Genomic DNA, 15,490 nt, shown 5'->3' with positions numbered 1-15,490 from the left:
AGAGCATTTTCAAAAGCAAAATGCTCTAGATGGAGCTATAATCTTCTCTGAAATTTCCGCGATAGTACACAGGCAGAGGCGCTGCCGAGTTTGTTTTGAATCACGGCACAGGTAGTCTTGCATCCGGAACAGCAGGTGATAAGAAAGAAAGTGGCAAAAGTTCCAGTGCAAAAGGACATGTTCCAAGGAATTGTCCACTAAAGCAGATTGCATTTGAAATGGGGGGTCCAGGGGAATCATTTCCCTGGTGGGAGGGTCTGGGAGGGCAAAGCCCTGCCCAGTTTTTGCCAGCTCTTGCGCAAAACGCTTTAAAACAACTGCCAATGAATGAACGTCCCAGGGAGCTATCCCCCTGGCGGGTTGATTCCAGGAGGGCAAGGCCTCCGCGGTGCGGCGAGCCTGCGGCTCCTTGCTGACCAGAGCCGCGAGCCTCGCCAGAGCGACCGCATCCGAGTGGGTATTGTTTTCCAGGAAAATGGATCAGCCAGCAGCCTCCATGGCCTGCTTTTCCAGCTCGGCCTTGAAGGATGGCTCAAGCTTCATCTGCCGTGCAAGCTCATCCAGATAGGAGCGCTCCATGAAATTTTGCTCATCCACCATCAGCAAGCTTGCCAGATACATCTCGGCGGCGATTTCCGGGGTAGTGGCGGACTTTGCGATTTCTGCGGGATCCAGCGGCTTGTGCAGTTCCTTGTCGAACCAGCTTTGAACTTCCTGGTCGCCGGTCAGCCCGGTTACTTCCTCATGGATCAATTGACGCTCACGATCATCGATATGACCATCCGCCTTGGCGGCTCCGATGAGGGCGCGAAGGACAGCCTTGCTGTGCAATTCGGCTTCCGGAGCAGGCAGGCGATCCGCCGTTTGTGGTTGAACTTGAGGAGTTGCAGCTTTGTTTTGCTGCTGCCAGTTGTTGAAAGCCTTGTAGGCAATGACGCCGAGGGCAGCCAAGCCGCCATAAGTGATGACCTTGCCCCCCATTTTGCGCGCCATTTTGTTGCCCATCAGCAGACCTATTGTGCTGGCCGCCAATGCACCTCCTCCAGCGCCGGAGATCAGGTTGCCCAACTGGCTGCCTTGACCGGCTCTGGCAGTGGCTTTCCCGCCAGCCTGTTTTTGCATCAGATCCTGGCCGGATTTGAGTAGCTTATCGAGTAACCCTCGTGTTTCCATATTATCTCTCGATATATTGAAGTGATATAGAACCTATAGTCATTTTATTTTGCTAGCAGGAGCTAGGGTTGCAGTCAAATTATTAAAGGACAAGGTCGCTGGAGAGCGAATACAGGGATAGCCATTACAGAACAGGAAGGGATACGCCGCTCCTGTTCAAGCTGGTATAATACAAGGATATTACTGGGCTTGATCGAGGTATACTCTATTTATACCCACCGCATCAGCAGGCTTGCAAATTAGTTATAAATCCGTGGACACCAGTTGCGATGGATCAATGGCCTATAGAAAGGAATGTTTTAGAGCATTTTGCTTTTGAAAATGCTCTGCAAGCCATACGTCGGCATGGCTTGCCGCCCCGCAGGCGTAGGCGGAATGCAATTCTGCCGTCAACGCCGAAGGGAGCGTCTGAAATGCAAATTGCTTTAGATCAGGCTGCTTACGGCTCAATCTCAGCGCTATAGGTGGTAGTAAGCGGCCAGCATGGAAGGGTTCATTTTCATCTTCGCCTTTATTAAAATTATGCTTAATGTTTGTTCAATTCTCCATGGAGCGTTATGGCCGATAAGAAATCTTCTTTCGTAGCAACGCCACTGCACAGAGCCCGTTTCGGCTTGCCCAGGTGGTCCAACTGGTCCCTGCGCAGGAAGGGTTATGTCGTGCTCCTCCTGCCTCTCCTGGCCATGGTTCTCGCCGTTTGGCTCTTTCATGCAACTCAGGTCCGGGAATCCGAGGCCTTTCGGCTGGTGGTGCATACGAATGACGTGCTGTCCAGCATAAACCGTATAGAGACCGCGCTTCTGCGGGCCGAGAGCGACCTGCGAGCCTTCGCCCTGAGTGGCGATCAGCAGCACATGCAGACCTACCGGCACATCAAACGCATGATGGACCTGCACTTGCGCGACATCCACATGCTGGTGAGCGATAACCCGGTTCAGCTCCGACATGCGGCGGAACTCAAGCCTCTTGTGGCCGAGCGGCTCAGGTTGCTGGCCCGGCTTGAGGAGCGCCCCGAGCACTTGCGGCTGTGGGAACTCGTGGAAAAGAGCAGTCGGGCCATGGCCGCTGTTACCGGACAAATCGAGACCATGCGTAGCGAGGAGCAGGCCCTGCTTACCTTGCGCCGCATGCGCCTGGAGCGGATCCGCCAGTGGGAGCGTCCGTTCAGCTTGGCTGTCCTGGTTCTGGGCCTGGGCGGCGGCGCCTTGGGCATGTTCCTGTTCACCAGCGGGCTTACGCGGCGGCTGCGTGGCTTGGAGGAGAGCGCCGGCAGGCTTGAGCGAGGAGTCGCCCTGGAGGAGCCAAGTCCGGCGCGTGACGAGATCGGCAGGCTTGCGGGCCATTTCGGCAATGCCGCCAGGCGCATCCAGCAGCGCGAGGCCGAGCTCCAGCAGGCCAGGAATGAGGCCGAAAAGCGAGCGGCCGAAGCCGAGGAAGGGCGTCGCACGCTGGAGGCGATCATGGAATACTTGCCCGAGGGCCTGGTCATTGCCGACGCCCCGGATGTCCACATCCGCATGGCCAGCCGCTACGCCCTGGAGTTTTCCGGCGGTGAGCAGGCGAAGCTGATCGGCATTCCCGAGGTGCTGCACTCCTCGCGCTGGAAGATATTCGACGCAGATTGCCAGATGCCCATGGATCCGCGGGAGCTCCCGCTTACCAAGGCAGTCCGCGAGGGCCGGGTCGTCGAGGGCGGCAGTAACTGCATGGAGGACAAGAGCGGCAGGCGGCTGCCCATGCACGTCAACGCCGGACCCATCCGCGACAGACAGGGCAACGTCATCGGCGGCATCGTGGTTTTCCGGGATATCAGCGACATCAGGCAAGCCGAAGAGGCCCTGCGCAGGAGCGAGGGGCAATTGCGCCTGTTCGTGGAAAACGCTCCGGTGGCCATCGCCATGTTCGACACGCAGATGCGCTATATAGAGGCCAGCCAGAGGTGGCTGAACGAGTTCAATCTCGTCAGGCAGGGGCTGCGTGGCCGCAGCCATTACGAAACCTTCCCCGAACTGCCCGAGCATTGGAAACAGGTGCACCGCAGGAGCCTGGCCGGCGCGGTGGAAGGCGCCGATGCCGAGCGCTTCGAGCGGGCGGACGGCTCGCTGCAATGGATTCGCTGGGAAACGCGTCCCTGGTATACGGCTCCGGGCGTCATAGGCGGCATAATCATCTTCACCGAAGACGTGACGCAGGCTGTGCAGGCCCAGGAAGCGCTTCGCCAGGCCAAGCAGGAGGCTGATACGGCGAGCAAGGCCAAGAGCGAGTTTCTGGCCAACATGAGCCACGAAATCAGAACGCCCATGAACGGCATCATGGGCATGATCGAGCTGGCGCTCTTGAAAGACCCCTCATCCCCGGCCCGCGGCAATCTGGAGCTGGCCCAGAAGTCAGCGCACCATCTGCTCGACATCATCAACGACATACTCGATCTCTCAAAGGTCGAGGCCGGCAAACTGGAGCTGAAGTCCCGCCCCCTGGTCCTGCGGCGGGTAGTGGAGGATGTGGTCGGGACGCTCTCCCTCGCTGCCAGCCGCAAAGGTGTTTCAATGCACCACTTCATCGAATCCGATGTGCCTGAGCGTCTCATGGGCGACGAGGTGCGCCTGCGGCAGGTGCTCATGAATCTGGTGGGCAACGCCGTGAAGTTCACCCATGAAGGACGCATCCTGGTTAACGTGGAGATCGTGCGGCAGACGGATGGAGGTCGCATTTGTCTGCGTTTCACCGTGAGCGACACGGGCATCGGCATTCCAGAGGAGCGCTTAGGGGACATTTTCGAGAGTTTCAGTCAGGCCAACATCGAAACGCAGACCAAATACGGCGGCACAGGCCTTGGGCTGACCATCAGCAAACTGCTCGTGGAGCTGATGGGCGGCGAGGTAAGCGTGCGGAGCACACCAGGGCATGGCTCGATCTTCACATTCACGGCCCTGTTCGGGCCGGTGAGCACTGACCAACCGCAGGCGGAGGCTGGAGCCGAGGTAGCGGTCAAGGCGGCGCGGAGCCTGCGCATCCTTCTGGCCGAGGATAATCCCATCAATCAGCTCGTGGCCCAGGAACTGTTGGAGAGTCGCGGACACAGCGTGACGGTTGTCGAAAACGGCCTGGCGGCTCTGGATGCGCTCTCCCTCAAGACATTCGATCTCGTGCTCATGGACGTGCGCATGCCCGAGATGGGAGGCGAGGAGGCCACCCGGCGCATCCGCGCGGGCGAGATCGCTGGCGTTGACTCCGGCATCCCGATCATCGCCCTGACCGCCTATGCCCTCGAGGGCGACCGAGAGCGCTTCCTGGCTGCGGGGATGACTGATTACCTGGCCAAGCCAATTACCTTGGAGGAATTGGACAGGGTCCTTGAAAGAATCGGAATGGAATGACGGCCTGCGTGGCGGTCAGCGGGGGCAGGCAGCAACATGGCAATCGAGCTGCGGCCTCCGCCCGCCGCGTAGGCCGCCTGGAGCCTGTTAACTCTATTTGTCATTGTCTAATCTCTGGCTAGCTTGTTGGTATGCAAATAACCAGAGAGCAGTATCTACGCATCGCGGATAGCTTCCCTCGGCAGCGGGGCAATGTCTCTCTAGACAACCTGCAAGTTATTAACGCCATCTTGTATGTTCTAGAGCAGATTGCTTTTAAGACGCCCGCTCCGGCGTTGACGGCGCAAGTGAATTGCGCCTGCGCCTGCGCGGCTGCAAGCTATGCCGACGCATGGCTTGCAGAGCATTTTCAAAAGCAAAATGCTCTAGAACAGGGTTGCAAGTGGCGCGGATTGCCTAAGCACTTTGGAAACTGGCACTCCATATATACTCGCATGAATCGTTGGAGCAAAAGCGGTGTTCTAGATAGAATATTTACGCGGCTCCAGGAAGAGCAGATGATCTCAATCAAAGTCACTACGGCATCCCTGGACAGCACAAGCGTCAAGGTGCATCCAGATGGCACGGGTGCTTTAAAAAAACAGGACCGCAGGCAATCGGCAAATCCAGAGGAGGATGGACAACCAAGATTCATATGGTTGCCGCGACTGCTCGGTGGCCGTTGATCTTTGGCTTGTCCCCCGGCAATGCAGGCGATGCCCCGCAAGGCCGGTGGCTACTGACAATGCTGGGCGGCCCGCCGACTGACTCATGCCCCTTGCTCATGGATGGAGCATACGAGGGCAATGAAACAAGAGCCTTGAGCCGGGATCTGGGTTTTGTTCCCGTGGTTCCTCCAAGTCCCAATCGCTTGGAACCCTGGGAATATGACAAAGAGCTGTACAAAAAGCGCAACGAGATAGAGCTCGATGTCATATACCTTGGCTTTCTCACCTTGGCACTGATTGTAGAAGCGCTCAGGTAGCGTTAACGGGCCCTAGATCATTGCGTTTTGCTTTCTCGTGGAATAACGAGAGATGGTCTGGGGTCTTTCTCCAGAGCAGGTAGAATTTATTAAATGCAATGCGTTTGAATCAAAAATATTACCAAGGGAAGTAAACTCACTAAAAGGAAAGGCCCTATGGACGAAGATCTTCCCATCATGATGAATAATAGGATAGCTTTCACGCCGTGATTCTCTATTATTGATTTCTAATGTGAAATTAGAATTTTTTGTGGTTGCAGTAAGAATAGATGTGCATTCGGCGAATTCAGAATCGTTAATTGAGTGCTTCGTTGCGGCGCGGATTGCTGGGCCGAGGGGCCAGTATTGATATAGGCTCCAGCGTGCTGGTGCTATAATTTTCATGAGCTCGCCTAGTTCAAGCATGTTATTAGCATTCAGTGCCGAGACTACTGTATTGATCTTCAATCGATCTCGTAATTTGCTAAGCCATTTAACGCGCCGACAGACTAAATCAAAGTGATTTGGAGAGTTGCGCATTTGACCATGGATTTGTGATTTGGAACCTTCCAGCGGGAGACCAATTAAATCTACTGCTTCTTCAATAAGACTTAGGTTGGTCGCCGATTGACGCAGATTTCTTCCGTTTGTATCCACATGAACGAATAAGCCCGATGAATTTGCGTGTCTAAGTGCATCAGATATAAACGGGTATTGGAATGGATCTCCACCTCCAATGGTGATGCTATTGAAACCAAGTTCGGCAATTCTACTGATGATCCGGTTAACCATTACAAGAGTTGGAGGGGGAGTCCCGAATGGTACATAGCACCAGTCACAGGACATTGCACACTTATGTGTAAAGTTTAAGACTGCTCTAGATGGACGCATATCTACAGAAGGCTATAGATTGACACATTTGAAACCACTATCTTGACTTGAGAATAGGTAGGTTTGGAGGAAGATAGTTCTTAGATTTTGCAATCCACTCTTCAAATGTAATACTTGCTCGCCAAAGTGTCTCGAAATGAGACCTGAAAAGGCGATATAATCCCACACCTTTTTCTGGGTTCGACGGCTTAATGCGAAGCGAGAAGCAACGATTTTCAATACGATCTTCGATTACGCCGACGTGATATGGATCAAAATACAAAAATTCATTTGTTGCAAAGACTGTAGCATTCATTCCGTTTTGAACAAATCTTATTTCAAGTGAGGAAAACTTATTTTGTAATTTTATGATATTTGCTAGATTCAATTTGGAATCTAATAGTTCACCTGCAACGTTGATTTGATTTCTGAAGCGCTTCTCATTAGAATATGGATCCAAAAGTACGACACGGAACTCAACACCATTATTCAATTTATTCTCGATAAATGACCAGTGACGGTATATCGAGGGATCTAAAAATGATGCGCCAGAGTTTGCGCAGAGCCAAAGAATGCTAGCATTTTCAATATCGTGTTGTGTCTTTTTGTTTCTTAATTCTTGATCCTCTGAATCCTGCATATTGAAGTACTCGCATACTCCATACTTCTCGGCAGATAATGCCATTTTTGATGCCATATCATCCCTGGCTAAGAGATCGCGAGCACCGGGAAGGGTTGCAAAGACCTTTGTGATGGTAAATAGGGCTATCGCAAATATAGAGATGGCAATAAACCAAGGCCACTCGTTCTTTTGGCTTAAGTATGCGCAGGCTGTTGCAGCAACAAAGAGAAGCACTTCTACGATGACGAGTGTCCAATGTATTAGGCGTCGGTTTGAGTGTGCCATCTATTGACTATCCTTTAATGAAATCCATAATGAAAATCTTGCGAGCGTATACGGAGTTAAATGGGCATCGGGCCTAAGGTGAGTATCGATCGACGATTGCAAGCGACCCGATCGCCTGTGAAGTTATATGTATATATTCTCAAAGCTCCATCCGCTGGCGTGAGCAATGCAGCCAACGCCTTTTATCCTACGAATTTTAACGACAAAACGTGTTTCAATATTTTTGTGTGTGCTCATAAGCTTAGAGTGCTTAATGCATATGGAATACAAACAACTCAGTCAAGGAAACGGCAGATCAGGTTTTCCGAAGAGCTTGAAATTATATCATGAGCCGGTCAGACACAAAAAGGAGATAGGGATTCCTAGTCAGTTTGTGACTTTGGGAGATTATGAAACCAGTTCTAGGTTAGTCCTTCACCAGTTGCCGCGTCCAGGCTGAGGAGAGCTTCGTCCTGCTGCGAGGACGGCGGGATCACGACCATCTGATGGCGACCCGGCACTTGGCCAGCCGGTCCGGGCCGATTTTGGATGTGCCAGGAGCGGTGTAGTCGTCGGCGTTGCTGATGCCCTGAATGGGGTCACGCCGGCCGAGTTCGCGCGGAGCTGGCCTCAGGCCGCTTCCTTGGCCCGCGTATAGGCCTCGTCTCCCGCTTCTTCTCGTCCATAGGCCTGTCCAGAAGCCTGCCCATAGGCCGCTACTCCCGCCAGCTCGGGGTCCCATTCGCAGCAGGCCGGGGCCTGCCTGATCTCTCCCGCGATGATGCGCACGTCCTCGGGCCGTTCGCCGTGGGCCACGATGTCAGCGGCCTCGCGCTCGGCCCGGGCCATGTCGGGGCAGTTGATCTCGTCGAACCATCCGCCGTAGGGGCCGCGTATCTGCACGATGATGGTCATGGCCTACCAGTTCCTGCCCATGAGCCAAGTCACGACAGCCAGAACCATGGCCCAGGCAATCGCCCCCCAGGGGATTCGCCTGATCCTGCGGTTCGGCCTGGGGTTGGCGTCGGCCAGCGGCATGGCCTGCAGTTCCTGCTGCTCCAGGGCGCTTCCTGTGTAGAGCATGGCTACCTCCAACAAGTTGCGAGGACGATCGCGGCAACAAAGGCTGCCACGAAGGCCAGGGCGTACAGGGCTGCCGCGACGTTCAATTCCGGGTCTGTTTTGCGCATGGCTGTCCTCCTGTGCGCAGCGTGCGTTGTCTGCGCCGAAAACGCCGCAGTCCGGCGCTTTGGCGGGGCCCCGAGGAGCCTATCGACCCCTCGGGGGCGGTTGAAATGAATGTGCGGACTCGATTCTGCCGCGGCGGGCCTGCCAGCTTTCATCATTACGGCCCCCTGGCTGGCCTCGGGGGGTGGAGGCGAGCAGCTGGTCGGCATTTACGGAGCGGCCGGCCGAGCCTTGCCCAGCCGAGCCTTGCGATGATGAACCGCGTATGGTCCTGCCGCTCCTTACGCTCCGGGCGCTCCGGGCACGTGGGCAAATCGGCGATCCAGCCTCCAGGGCACGGGCGAGGAAAGGACCTTCGCCCGGCCTCATAGAGCAGATTGCTTTTAAGACGCCCGCTCCGGCGTTCACGGCGCAAGTGAATTGCGCCTACGCCTACGCGGGCGGCAAGTCATGCCGACGCATGGCTTGCAGAGCATTTTCAAAAGCAAATGCTCTAATGTGGGGGGGGTAGCGGACCCGCCGGCGCAACGGGGGCGCTCCTGGAGGCTGGATCAGCTCCGATCTGCCAAAGAACCTCTGCTTCTCCACCCGGTCCCGCCCTTTGCTTCGACTTCTCCGTTCGTGGCTTGCTGGGGATCATCAGACCCTTGTCCAGGTCGCCCTACTGGGCCGAGGGGTTTGCGCTATCTGCGGTACCGGGCTATTGCCGCCGCCCCTCTCTCCCTACTTGCCGGCCGTGGCGCGGAATGTTCGGGCGTGGGGTGCGTCGCTTTGTGGCCACATTCTATTCAAATTCGAATGGTAAAGTCAAGAATTGAAAACTAAATTTGTATATAATAAAACGACTCGCAACGCGAATCGGACATCCCGAATTTGCAGACCCTACTCGATATGGAACAGCCGGTGCATATTCACGCCAGCTTATGCGTAAGGGAGTGTTGGCCCATTCAAGGAGGAGAAGCGACGTGTCTATTCTATGCGACCCGAGGGCTGGGAGGGCAATCTACAATGTCACTAGTAACGGCCTGGAGCTGGCCGAATCAGACGATACTTTTTGCGCGTTGATGGGGTGGTCGCGAGAAGAGTTGGCCAGCATGGACCTGAGGGAGTATCGGTTTGCCATGGATGACAGGCAGGACAACAATCCCGGAATGCGGCTGGAGCATTCCTCAGGCACGGTGATCATGCCGAGGGCGGCGGGCGGGCTTAGTGAACTGGCTTACGAATCCATATGCTACGAGTCGGAGGATGGGAGAAAGCTGTTTATTGCAGCGCAGTACGCGTCACTTCTTTGTCATATCACTCCATGAGTAGACCACGCGCCCGACTATGGCGCGGCCGAAGTCCCCATCGTAGTCAGCCGTCAGGTCTATGATGTCCGGCGGGTACTCGGGGTTTTCCGAGTACAGGACCAGCATGGTGTGCCCGGCCCTGGACTGGACCCGCACCCGCTTGACGGCCAGGCCGTCGTGCGGATCACGGACCAGGAAGACGTTGCCGTGCGGAGAATCGGGCACGGTGATGTCATCCCTGTCGATGACGATGTAATCGCCCGGGTGCAGCACGGGAGTCATGCTTCGCTGGTTGTGGCCGATCTTGCTGGCCACGAGGTTTCTGCGGGTCATCAGGGCTGGGATGTGTCTCCACAGGAGCACCCAGCCCTGTATGCTGTCCTCGGGCACAAGGCCGGGCCCGGCGGCAACGTCTTCCGAGGTGAGCGGGATGGCCCGGTAGTCCTCGGCCTTGGGCGTTACCCTGAGCGCAGCCGAAGCCGTTCTCGCTACTTCATAGTCTATGAAAACCACTTCCTGCGCCGTGTCTTTGACCTGGTCCGGCCAGATCAAGCGCACTCCAAGCTTGTCCAGCAGCTCCGCAACGAAGTCCGCCGCCGGAACGGAGCCGGTGCCCAGCAGGCGGGAGATCTTTGGCTGCTGACTGGCCATGCCAAGCTCGCGGCACATTGCGGTCGGGCTGCCGTAACGATTCTTGGCTATCCGCTCCACGCCGCGCCTGATCTCATCATAGAGCCCCATTGGGTCCCCCCTGTTTATGCTTAAAAGGCTTAGCCGGTTTATGCGAATTTGTCTTAATCATATTCGTATGATTAATCTTGAAATAGTATGCATATTTGATTATAGTGTTTGCATGTCAGAATTTAACGGGCTCCGCGAGCTTCTCAAGCTCAATAATTTCAGTCAGGCCGAATTTGGAACACGGATTGGCCGTTCGCAGTCATTCGTGAGTCGGTTCTGTCGCTATGCGAATATGGATATGCCATACAAGATCCATGAGCGCGCAGCAAGGGCTGTTCTGGACGTGAGCAGCCCGTTGAAAAAAGGGCTGTGCGGGCCAGGAAGGCCCGCCGGATGCGCAGCATCCGTGAGCAATGCTTGAGCTTTGCTCAAGTATTGCGGATTTGGAAAAGTCCAGGACGGACTTTTCAACCGTCTGTTCGGCATAAAGCGGCTTCTCGGGCGGACCGGCGCGCAGCCCAGGAGCGCCGCGAGCACGAGCGCAGGGCGGAGGAGAAAAGGGAGGTGGCCTGGCAATGTCTCGCTGGGCGTTACTTGCCGTAAGTTTTAAGGATTCTCGTGAGCTCGGCAACCTGTGCGGAGAAAGGCTCCATGGGGAGAGCGAAGCCGCCGCAAGGGCAGGGGAATGGGCCGTTGGCGCCGGGATCCTTAAGCACTAGTTCCCTGCGCGTGCGGCATGCGGGGCATGTGTACTCGCAGGCGATTTCAAGATCGTCGGTAAGGCCGAACTCGGCATCCGGCAGCCCTGCATCGAAGCCTTGCGACATGGTTTTTCTCCTCAACGTAACAGTGAGTCGGCGTGCATGGCCCGTCTACCACAAGAGGATTCTACCGGCAATGCGGTCAGCCATCGGCCGTGGTGCTTGGCCGGAAGGAGAGGATAGAATGAACGGCAGCGCACCTTTCGAGTTCCAGGGCCATCTAGAGCATTTTGCTTTTGAAAATGCTCCGCAAACCATGCGTCGGCATGGCGTGCCGCCGCGCAGGCGCAGGCGCAATTCACTTGCGCCGTCAACGCCGGAGCGGGCGTCTTTAAAGCAATCTGCTCTGTTTGAATGAACCGCTGGGGTAAGCTGCCGTGAACACGGATATTCGCATAGCCGTCTCCTTTTTGGGCCATCGCAAGCGCAAGAAGCTGCGCATGCTGCTTGGTGTCGGCTCAACGGATTGCCTGCTGGACCTCTGGATCCAGACGGCAATGAACCATTCTGACGGCGTTCTGCGCGGAATGGATGAAGTGGACATCGCGCTTGAAGCCGGCTGGGAGGGCGACCCCGGGCAGTTCGTGGAAGCCATGCGCACGGCCGGCTTTCTGGACCTGACGGAAGAGGGCTGGAAGCTGCACGACTGGGAGGAGCATCAGCCGTGGGTGACCAAGGCCGAAGAGCGCACTGCCCAAGCCAGGAAAGCTGCTGATGCGCGCTGGGCAAAGGTCCGGCAAGCCGCGCCGGGATACGCGCCAGGATCTGAGCCGGAATCTGAGCCAGAATCTGAGCCAGAATCTGAGAAAGATGCCGGGCCCAGGCCCTGCGCAGGCGAAGGGCATGCGCGCGGCATGCTCTCGGCAGGCCCGCAGCAATGCCCCTTTCCTCTCCTTTCCTCTCCTGAAGAAGAAAAGACGGAAGAGGAAGACTCACTTCGTTCGTCTTCCCGCGCGGAACTCCCGGCGGACCCCAGGCCGGAGGACTCCCGGACTGGGCTGACTGGCCGGACTGGGCGGACCGGGCTTGTGGCCATGGTCTGCACACTGCCCTTGAACGACGGGTCCGAGCACGAGATACGCCGCGATTTCGTTGAGCAGATGGCGCGCCTCTATCCGGCCGTGGATGTGATCCAGGAGCTCAAGCGCATGAAGGGCTGGCTCATCGGGAATCCCAAGAACCGCAAGACCAGGCGCGGCATCGCGAAGTTCGTCACCTCCTGGCTCGACCGCGAGCAGAACAAAGCCCGGGCGAGCCCCGGGTCTCTGCTTGCGGCGAAGCAGCCCGTACCTGGAACCTACGCACAAGCCCAGGACGCGGAGAAGCGCGCGACAGCGCTGCGCATCCTGGAAAGGAGCCGACAGCATGGCAACTTGGCAGATCATCGAGGACACGGTGGAGCGGCTCTCGATACTGCAGCGCAACTCCCCGAGCGCGCCTGAGCGGGCCGTCATCGTGGAGGAGTGGGCAGTGACCTTCGGCCATGTGCCGGATGTGGATTTCGCGGCCGCCGCGCGCCGCGCGAGGCTCAAGACGCCGTTCTTCCCCGCCGAGCACGACATTGGCCGCGAACTGCGGCTCATGCGGGATGAGCGCAGGGCCAGAGCGCGGCAGGACTCCCAGCGCAGCGGCCAGGCCCTGCCCATGGGCAGGCCGTCGCCGGAGTACCTGGACAAGGTGCGGCGCAATGTGGCGGCGATCATGGCCAGGGTGCGGGCGAACATGGCTGAGCAGCCCAAGGCCGCACGAAGCGCAAAAGCCTGATGCCGCCTGCGCGCGCCTGCCGGCCGACCAATCGGCTGACCCGTCAGCGGGCATGGCGGGGAGCGTCGAGAACTGAATCACCTCCGGGGCGGGTGATCAGCGCGGATGCCAGTTGGGGCGGATGCCTTTTGGGGATCGCTTGCGAGAGAGAATGGAGAGTTTGTATGAGCCAGATCATCGACATGCTGCTCAAGGTGCTTGGGGCGGGCTACCAGCCCTACCAGGGGCACATCGAGCCGGACGCATACACGAGGCTTACGTGCCAGAACCCGGAGCGCTCGCGCTGGTTCGCCCGCGAACTGCAGTTCATCTGCCTTGGCTGTTCCCGCGCCTGCGCAGTGGTGAACCCGAGCGGCTTCCAGCTGGTCCTGCCGGTGAGCGCGCGCAAGCGGGCCAAGTCCTGCTTCGCCAACCTGCCGCTTGTGTCGGCCGATCAGCTTCTGCGCACCAAGCTGCTGCTGCGCGTGGACGAGGCAGCCTTCGTGCTGAACATCAGCGAACGGGAGATCCGCAACTACGTGGATGAGGGCAAGCTCACGGCCCATCCGGACGCGCCGCTGCGCGTCACGGCCGACAGCGTGCGGCTGTGCCTGCGGGGCAGGGCGGCGTGAGGGGGCAGCGGCGTACGTCAGCGACGTCTCTCATGATCGAGGTTTCCTGATTTGCGGTGCAGGACAAAGGGGTGATGTATCGATATGGGCAAAAAGCGATCGGGAAATGGGTGAGAGCGTTGTTGGGGGATTGGGTTGTATGTATTCAAATGTGCAAATCGTTGACTCCTTGATAGCCTGTTTGATAACCAGTCCAAATTCCTGAATCAACCAGCCTCCATCGGAGCAATTGATGGCGAATTACAAAGATCTCCAGATCAATAGCGAGCTCATTCCTATAAAGTTGAAAGAGTATGCTGATGGTGGTGCGGTTACAATTAGTCGGAAAAATACAGCAACTCATTATGCCTTCTTAAAAGATGGCAAAAAGGTTCTGCTAATAGTTCACGTCAAGAACTCTGGCAAAGTTACGCTCCAACCATCCGGGGCTGATATGCCGGCAGCTGAACAAGCTGCCCAGTTCATTGCTGATGGCTGCCATAGTATAAAGATCAAGGATTTCAATCTCACACTTAAAGGCTACACTGCAGGCAAGTTTTCTCTCCTTGTAGATTATTTGGTCGAGGAATGCGGAGCGTCCATAATCGACCATAGAGAGGATGATGGTAAGATATCTCGTAGGGTGCAAGGCAGACAGGGGGATAAGCTCATGTGCACCCTCTATGCTAATGGAACCCTCTTGGTGCAAGGAGCTCCAGTTGTACTCGCGTGGGAATTGCTCACGTTTTTGGTTGAAGATGATAAAATCACTGAAGCGGAAATGCTCGGTTACTTGGGCGATGTTTTCGGCACCAAGGCCACGCCACAAGAAGCTCAAGAAGTGTGTGTGCGGGAATGCGCCAGTGCGTATGCTTTTGCCGGCAGTGACCTGAAGAAGCTGCTAAGTACAGCCATCAGCATGCATGGCATGCCGATAATGGTCGAAGACTATTCCGTCATTTCTTTCCCAGCCCTGAAGGCTCTTGAACTCTTCATGAAGGCCATCGTGTTGAAGGCATGTGACGAGAGATGGAATGATTTTTCAGATAAGTTTGACAAAGTCGCCCAGGCACCCCTAACGTATAAACTTCAATCCGATACTCGACGCCTGCTTTCTTGCCAAAAGACTTGCGATGCCCTGGAGGCATGCTATCCTCATTATAGGGCACATCGGCATGGTACATTCCATGCAGACGGTTTGGATGGGGGAACAAGGATTCTTGAGAATCGAGTCCAAGCATTAGATATATCTCAGAAAGCTCTCGCATTAATTGATTACTACAGCCGAGAATTGTTGGAAAAGCCATGAAACTCTACGAGATGAAGAAGATTCCGAACCCGGATTGTGGTTTCTTGATCTTCTCCCTTTCTCATATCAACCCGCTGGATCAGTTGCAGGAAGTGGAAAACGAACTGAGCCGGGTCAGCTACATCGGTCTAGTGGTCTTTGATCTGCTGATGACTGTCGGCAACACCAGCAACCGATTCATGCAGATGCTCTTTGATGGCCGGAAGCTGGTGCTTCAGTCTGCCAAGAGGGTGGAAGATGCCTGCGAGGATTTGCAGAGCATCTCCGCTGATTTCTACAGGAACAACTTCGACAGTCTCGACACTACCGTTCTGACAAAGCCTGCGCGCTACAAGCTCCGCAAGGGCTTGGCCGTTTAACCCCTCCTCTCCCACGATGTGGCCACCTGCTCGGAGGCCCGCCATCCCGCTCAAAGGCATGGGCGACGCAATCATTCTTGTTATTTTTCGAGGTGCTGGACTTCCATTTCTTCACAAGCCTGGCCGAGGTCAGGGAGATCGCGGCGGGGGATCGGCTTCGGCAGCACAGCGGACAGAGGTCCCATGTGGCATGTAGGGAGCACGCGGAGAGCTTGCTCCGCACGAGTAAATCGCCAGCAACTCGCCGCAGATTTGCACTTTCGATTGGCACTGATTGGCATTGGGGGGGAGCCTCCC

Annotated in this window: 14 protein-coding genes and 2 pseudogenes; 9 read left to right on the top strand and 7 right to left on the bottom strand. The window is 56.2% G+C overall.

Annotated elements, in window-relative coordinates:
- Positions 1–480: 480 nt before the first annotated feature.
- Entirely contained in the window at positions 481–1,173 is a 693-nt protein-coding gene (locus H585_RS0109485; protein WP_027367644.1) for a tellurite resistance TerB family protein, read from the bottom strand.
- A gap of 557 nt (positions 1,174–1,730) precedes the next feature.
- Here H585_RS0109485 and H585_RS0109480 point away from each other — a divergent pair.
- From H585_RS0109480 to H585_RS22900, 3 genes and pseudogenes are all read left to right on the top strand, one after another.
- A complete protein-coding gene (locus H585_RS0109480; RefSeq protein WP_027367643.1) occupies positions 1,731–4,550 on the top strand; it encodes an ATP-binding protein in 2,820 nt (939 codons plus the stop codon).
- A gap of 131 nt (positions 4,551–4,681) precedes the next feature.
- A pseudogene (locus H585_RS23685) lies at positions 4,682–4,789 on the top strand (IS5-like element ISCARN85 family transposase); the annotation flags it as partial.
- A 126-nt stretch (positions 4,790–4,915) separates the two neighbouring features.
- A pseudogene (locus H585_RS22900) lies at positions 4,916–5,514 on the top strand (IS5 family transposase); the annotation flags it as partial.
- Between the two features lie 12 nt (positions 5,515–5,526).
- On the opposite strand, the gene H585_RS22505 reads toward H585_RS22900, so the two are convergent.
- From H585_RS22505 to H585_RS0109440, 6 genes are all read right to left on the bottom strand, one after another.
- Positions 5,527–6,384 carry a radical SAM protein gene (locus tag H585_RS22505; protein ID WP_081678637.1) on the bottom strand — a complete coding sequence of 286 codons (858 nt, stop codon included), beginning with the start codon at positions 6,382–6,384 and terminating at the stop codon, positions 5,527–5,529.
- 37 nt (positions 6,385–6,421) lie between these two features.
- The gene (locus H585_RS23045) at positions 6,422–7,270 is read right to left on the bottom strand and encodes a hypothetical protein (protein WP_138708177.1); all 849 of its coding nucleotides are present in this window, start codon (positions 7,268–7,270) and stop codon (positions 6,422–6,424) included.
- A 609-nt stretch (positions 7,271–7,879) separates the two neighbouring features.
- A complete protein-coding gene (locus H585_RS0109470; RefSeq protein ID WP_027367641.1) occupies positions 7,880–8,164 on the bottom strand; it encodes a hypothetical protein in 285 nt (94 codons plus the stop codon).
- Between the two features lie 3 nt (positions 8,165–8,167).
- Positions 8,168–8,332: a hypothetical protein gene (locus tag H585_RS23470; protein ID WP_014261477.1), complete on the bottom strand. Its 165-nt coding sequence runs from the start codon at positions 8,330–8,332 to the stop codon at positions 8,168–8,170.
- A 1,388-nt stretch (positions 8,333–9,720) separates the two neighbouring features.
- The gene (locus H585_RS0109445) at positions 9,721–10,470 is read right to left on the bottom strand and encodes a S24 family peptidase (RefSeq protein WP_014261475.1); all 750 of its coding nucleotides are present in this window, start codon (positions 10,468–10,470) and stop codon (positions 9,721–9,723) included.
- 530 nt (positions 10,471–11,000) lie between these two features.
- Positions 11,001–11,237, bottom strand: a complete 237-nt coding sequence (locus tag H585_RS0109440) for a hypothetical protein (protein ID WP_027367639.1) — start codon at positions 11,235–11,237, stop codon at positions 11,001–11,003.
- Positions 11,238–11,355: 118 nt separating this feature from the next.
- On the opposite strand from H585_RS0109440, the gene H585_RS23255 reads away from it, so the two are divergent.
- The 6 genes from H585_RS23255 to H585_RS0109415 all read left to right on the top strand — a co-directional run bounded on the left by H585_RS23255 (position 11,356) and on the right by H585_RS0109415 (position 15,193).
- Positions 11,356–11,529, top strand: a complete 174-nt coding sequence (locus tag H585_RS23255) for a hypothetical protein (protein WP_154658850.1) — start codon at positions 11,356–11,358, stop codon at positions 11,527–11,529.
- Between the two features lie 19 nt (positions 11,530–11,548).
- Positions 11,549–12,613, top strand: coding sequence for a hypothetical protein (locus H585_RS22155; protein ID WP_027367638.1), 1,065 nt, complete (start codon positions 11,549–11,551; stop codon positions 12,611–12,613).
- Complete coding sequence (locus tag H585_RS0109430) at positions 12,537–12,935, top strand: hypothetical protein (protein WP_034627638.1); 399 nt, start codon at positions 12,537–12,539, stop codon at positions 12,933–12,935. The genes H585_RS22155 and H585_RS0109430 overlap by 77 nt, the downstream gene beginning before the upstream one ends.
- A 164-nt stretch (positions 12,936–13,099) precedes the next feature.
- The gene (locus tag H585_RS0109425; protein ID WP_027367636.1) at positions 13,100–13,546 is read left to right on the top strand and encodes a MerR family transcriptional regulator; all 447 of its coding nucleotides are present in this window, start codon (positions 13,100–13,102) and stop codon (positions 13,544–13,546) included.
- 232 nt (positions 13,547–13,778) lie between these two features.
- Positions 13,779–14,834, top strand: a complete 1,056-nt coding sequence (locus tag H585_RS0109420; protein WP_027367635.1) for an RNase LS family HEPN domain-containing protein — start codon at positions 13,779–13,781, stop codon at positions 14,832–14,834.
- The gene (locus H585_RS0109415; RefSeq protein ID WP_027367634.1) at positions 14,831–15,193 is read left to right on the top strand and encodes a type II toxin-antitoxin system RnlB family antitoxin; all 363 of its coding nucleotides are present in this window, start codon (positions 14,831–14,833) and stop codon (positions 15,191–15,193) included. Before H585_RS0109420 ends, H585_RS0109415 begins: the two co-directional genes overlap by 4 nt.
- Positions 15,194–15,490 lie beyond the last annotated feature (297 nt).

The sequence above is a fragment of the Desulfocurvibacter africanus subsp. africanus DSM 2603 genome, assembly GCF_000422545.1.
Classification (GTDB): domain Bacteria; phylum Desulfobacterota; class Desulfovibrionia; order Desulfovibrionales; family Desulfovibrionaceae; genus Desulfocurvibacter; species Desulfocurvibacter africanus.
This window is presented reverse-complemented; position numbering and strand designations above follow the sequence as displayed.

Excerpts from the sequence above, each read along its gene's own strand:
- H585_RS0109485 (WP_027367644.1), bottom strand. The coding sequence starts at position 1,173 with ATGGAAACACGAGGGTTACTCGATAAGCTACTCAAATCCGGCCAGGAT.
- H585_RS0109480 (WP_027367643.1), top strand. The coding sequence starts at position 1,731 with ATGGCCGATAAGAAATCTTCTTTCGTAGCAACGCCACTGCACAGAGCC.
- H585_RS22505 (WP_081678637.1), bottom strand. The coding sequence starts at position 6,384 with ATGCGTCCATCTAGAGCAGTCTTAAACTTTACACATAAGTGTGCAATG.
- H585_RS23045 (WP_138708177.1), bottom strand. The coding sequence starts at position 7,270 with ATGGCACACTCAAACCGACGCCTAATACATTGGACACTCGTCATCGTA.
- H585_RS0109470 (WP_027367641.1), bottom strand. The coding sequence starts at position 8,164 with ATGACCATCATCGTGCAGATACGCGGCCCCTACGGCGGATGGTTCGAC.
- H585_RS23470 (WP_014261477.1), bottom strand. The coding sequence starts at position 8,332 with ATGCTCTACACAGGAAGCGCCCTGGAGCAGCAGGAACTGCAGGCCATG.
- H585_RS0109445 (WP_014261475.1), bottom strand. The coding sequence starts at position 10,470 with ATGGGGCTCTATGATGAGATCAGGCGCGGCGTGGAGCGGATAGCCAAG.
- H585_RS0109440 (WP_027367639.1), bottom strand. The coding sequence starts at position 11,237 with ATGTCGCAAGGCTTCGATGCAGGGCTGCCGGATGCCGAGTTCGGCCTT.
- H585_RS23255 (WP_154658850.1), top strand. The coding sequence starts at position 11,356 with ATGAACGGCAGCGCACCTTTCGAGTTCCAGGGCCATCTAGAGCATTTT.
- H585_RS0109430 (WP_034627638.1), top strand. The coding sequence starts at position 12,537 with ATGGCAACTTGGCAGATCATCGAGGACACGGTGGAGCGGCTCTCGATA.
- H585_RS0109425 (WP_027367636.1), top strand. The coding sequence starts at position 13,100 with ATGAGCCAGATCATCGACATGCTGCTCAAGGTGCTTGGGGCGGGCTAC.
- H585_RS0109420 (WP_027367635.1), top strand. The coding sequence starts at position 13,779 with ATGGCGAATTACAAAGATCTCCAGATCAATAGCGAGCTCATTCCTATA.
- H585_RS0109415 (WP_027367634.1), top strand. The coding sequence starts at position 14,831 with ATGAAACTCTACGAGATGAAGAAGATTCCGAACCCGGATTGTGGTTTC.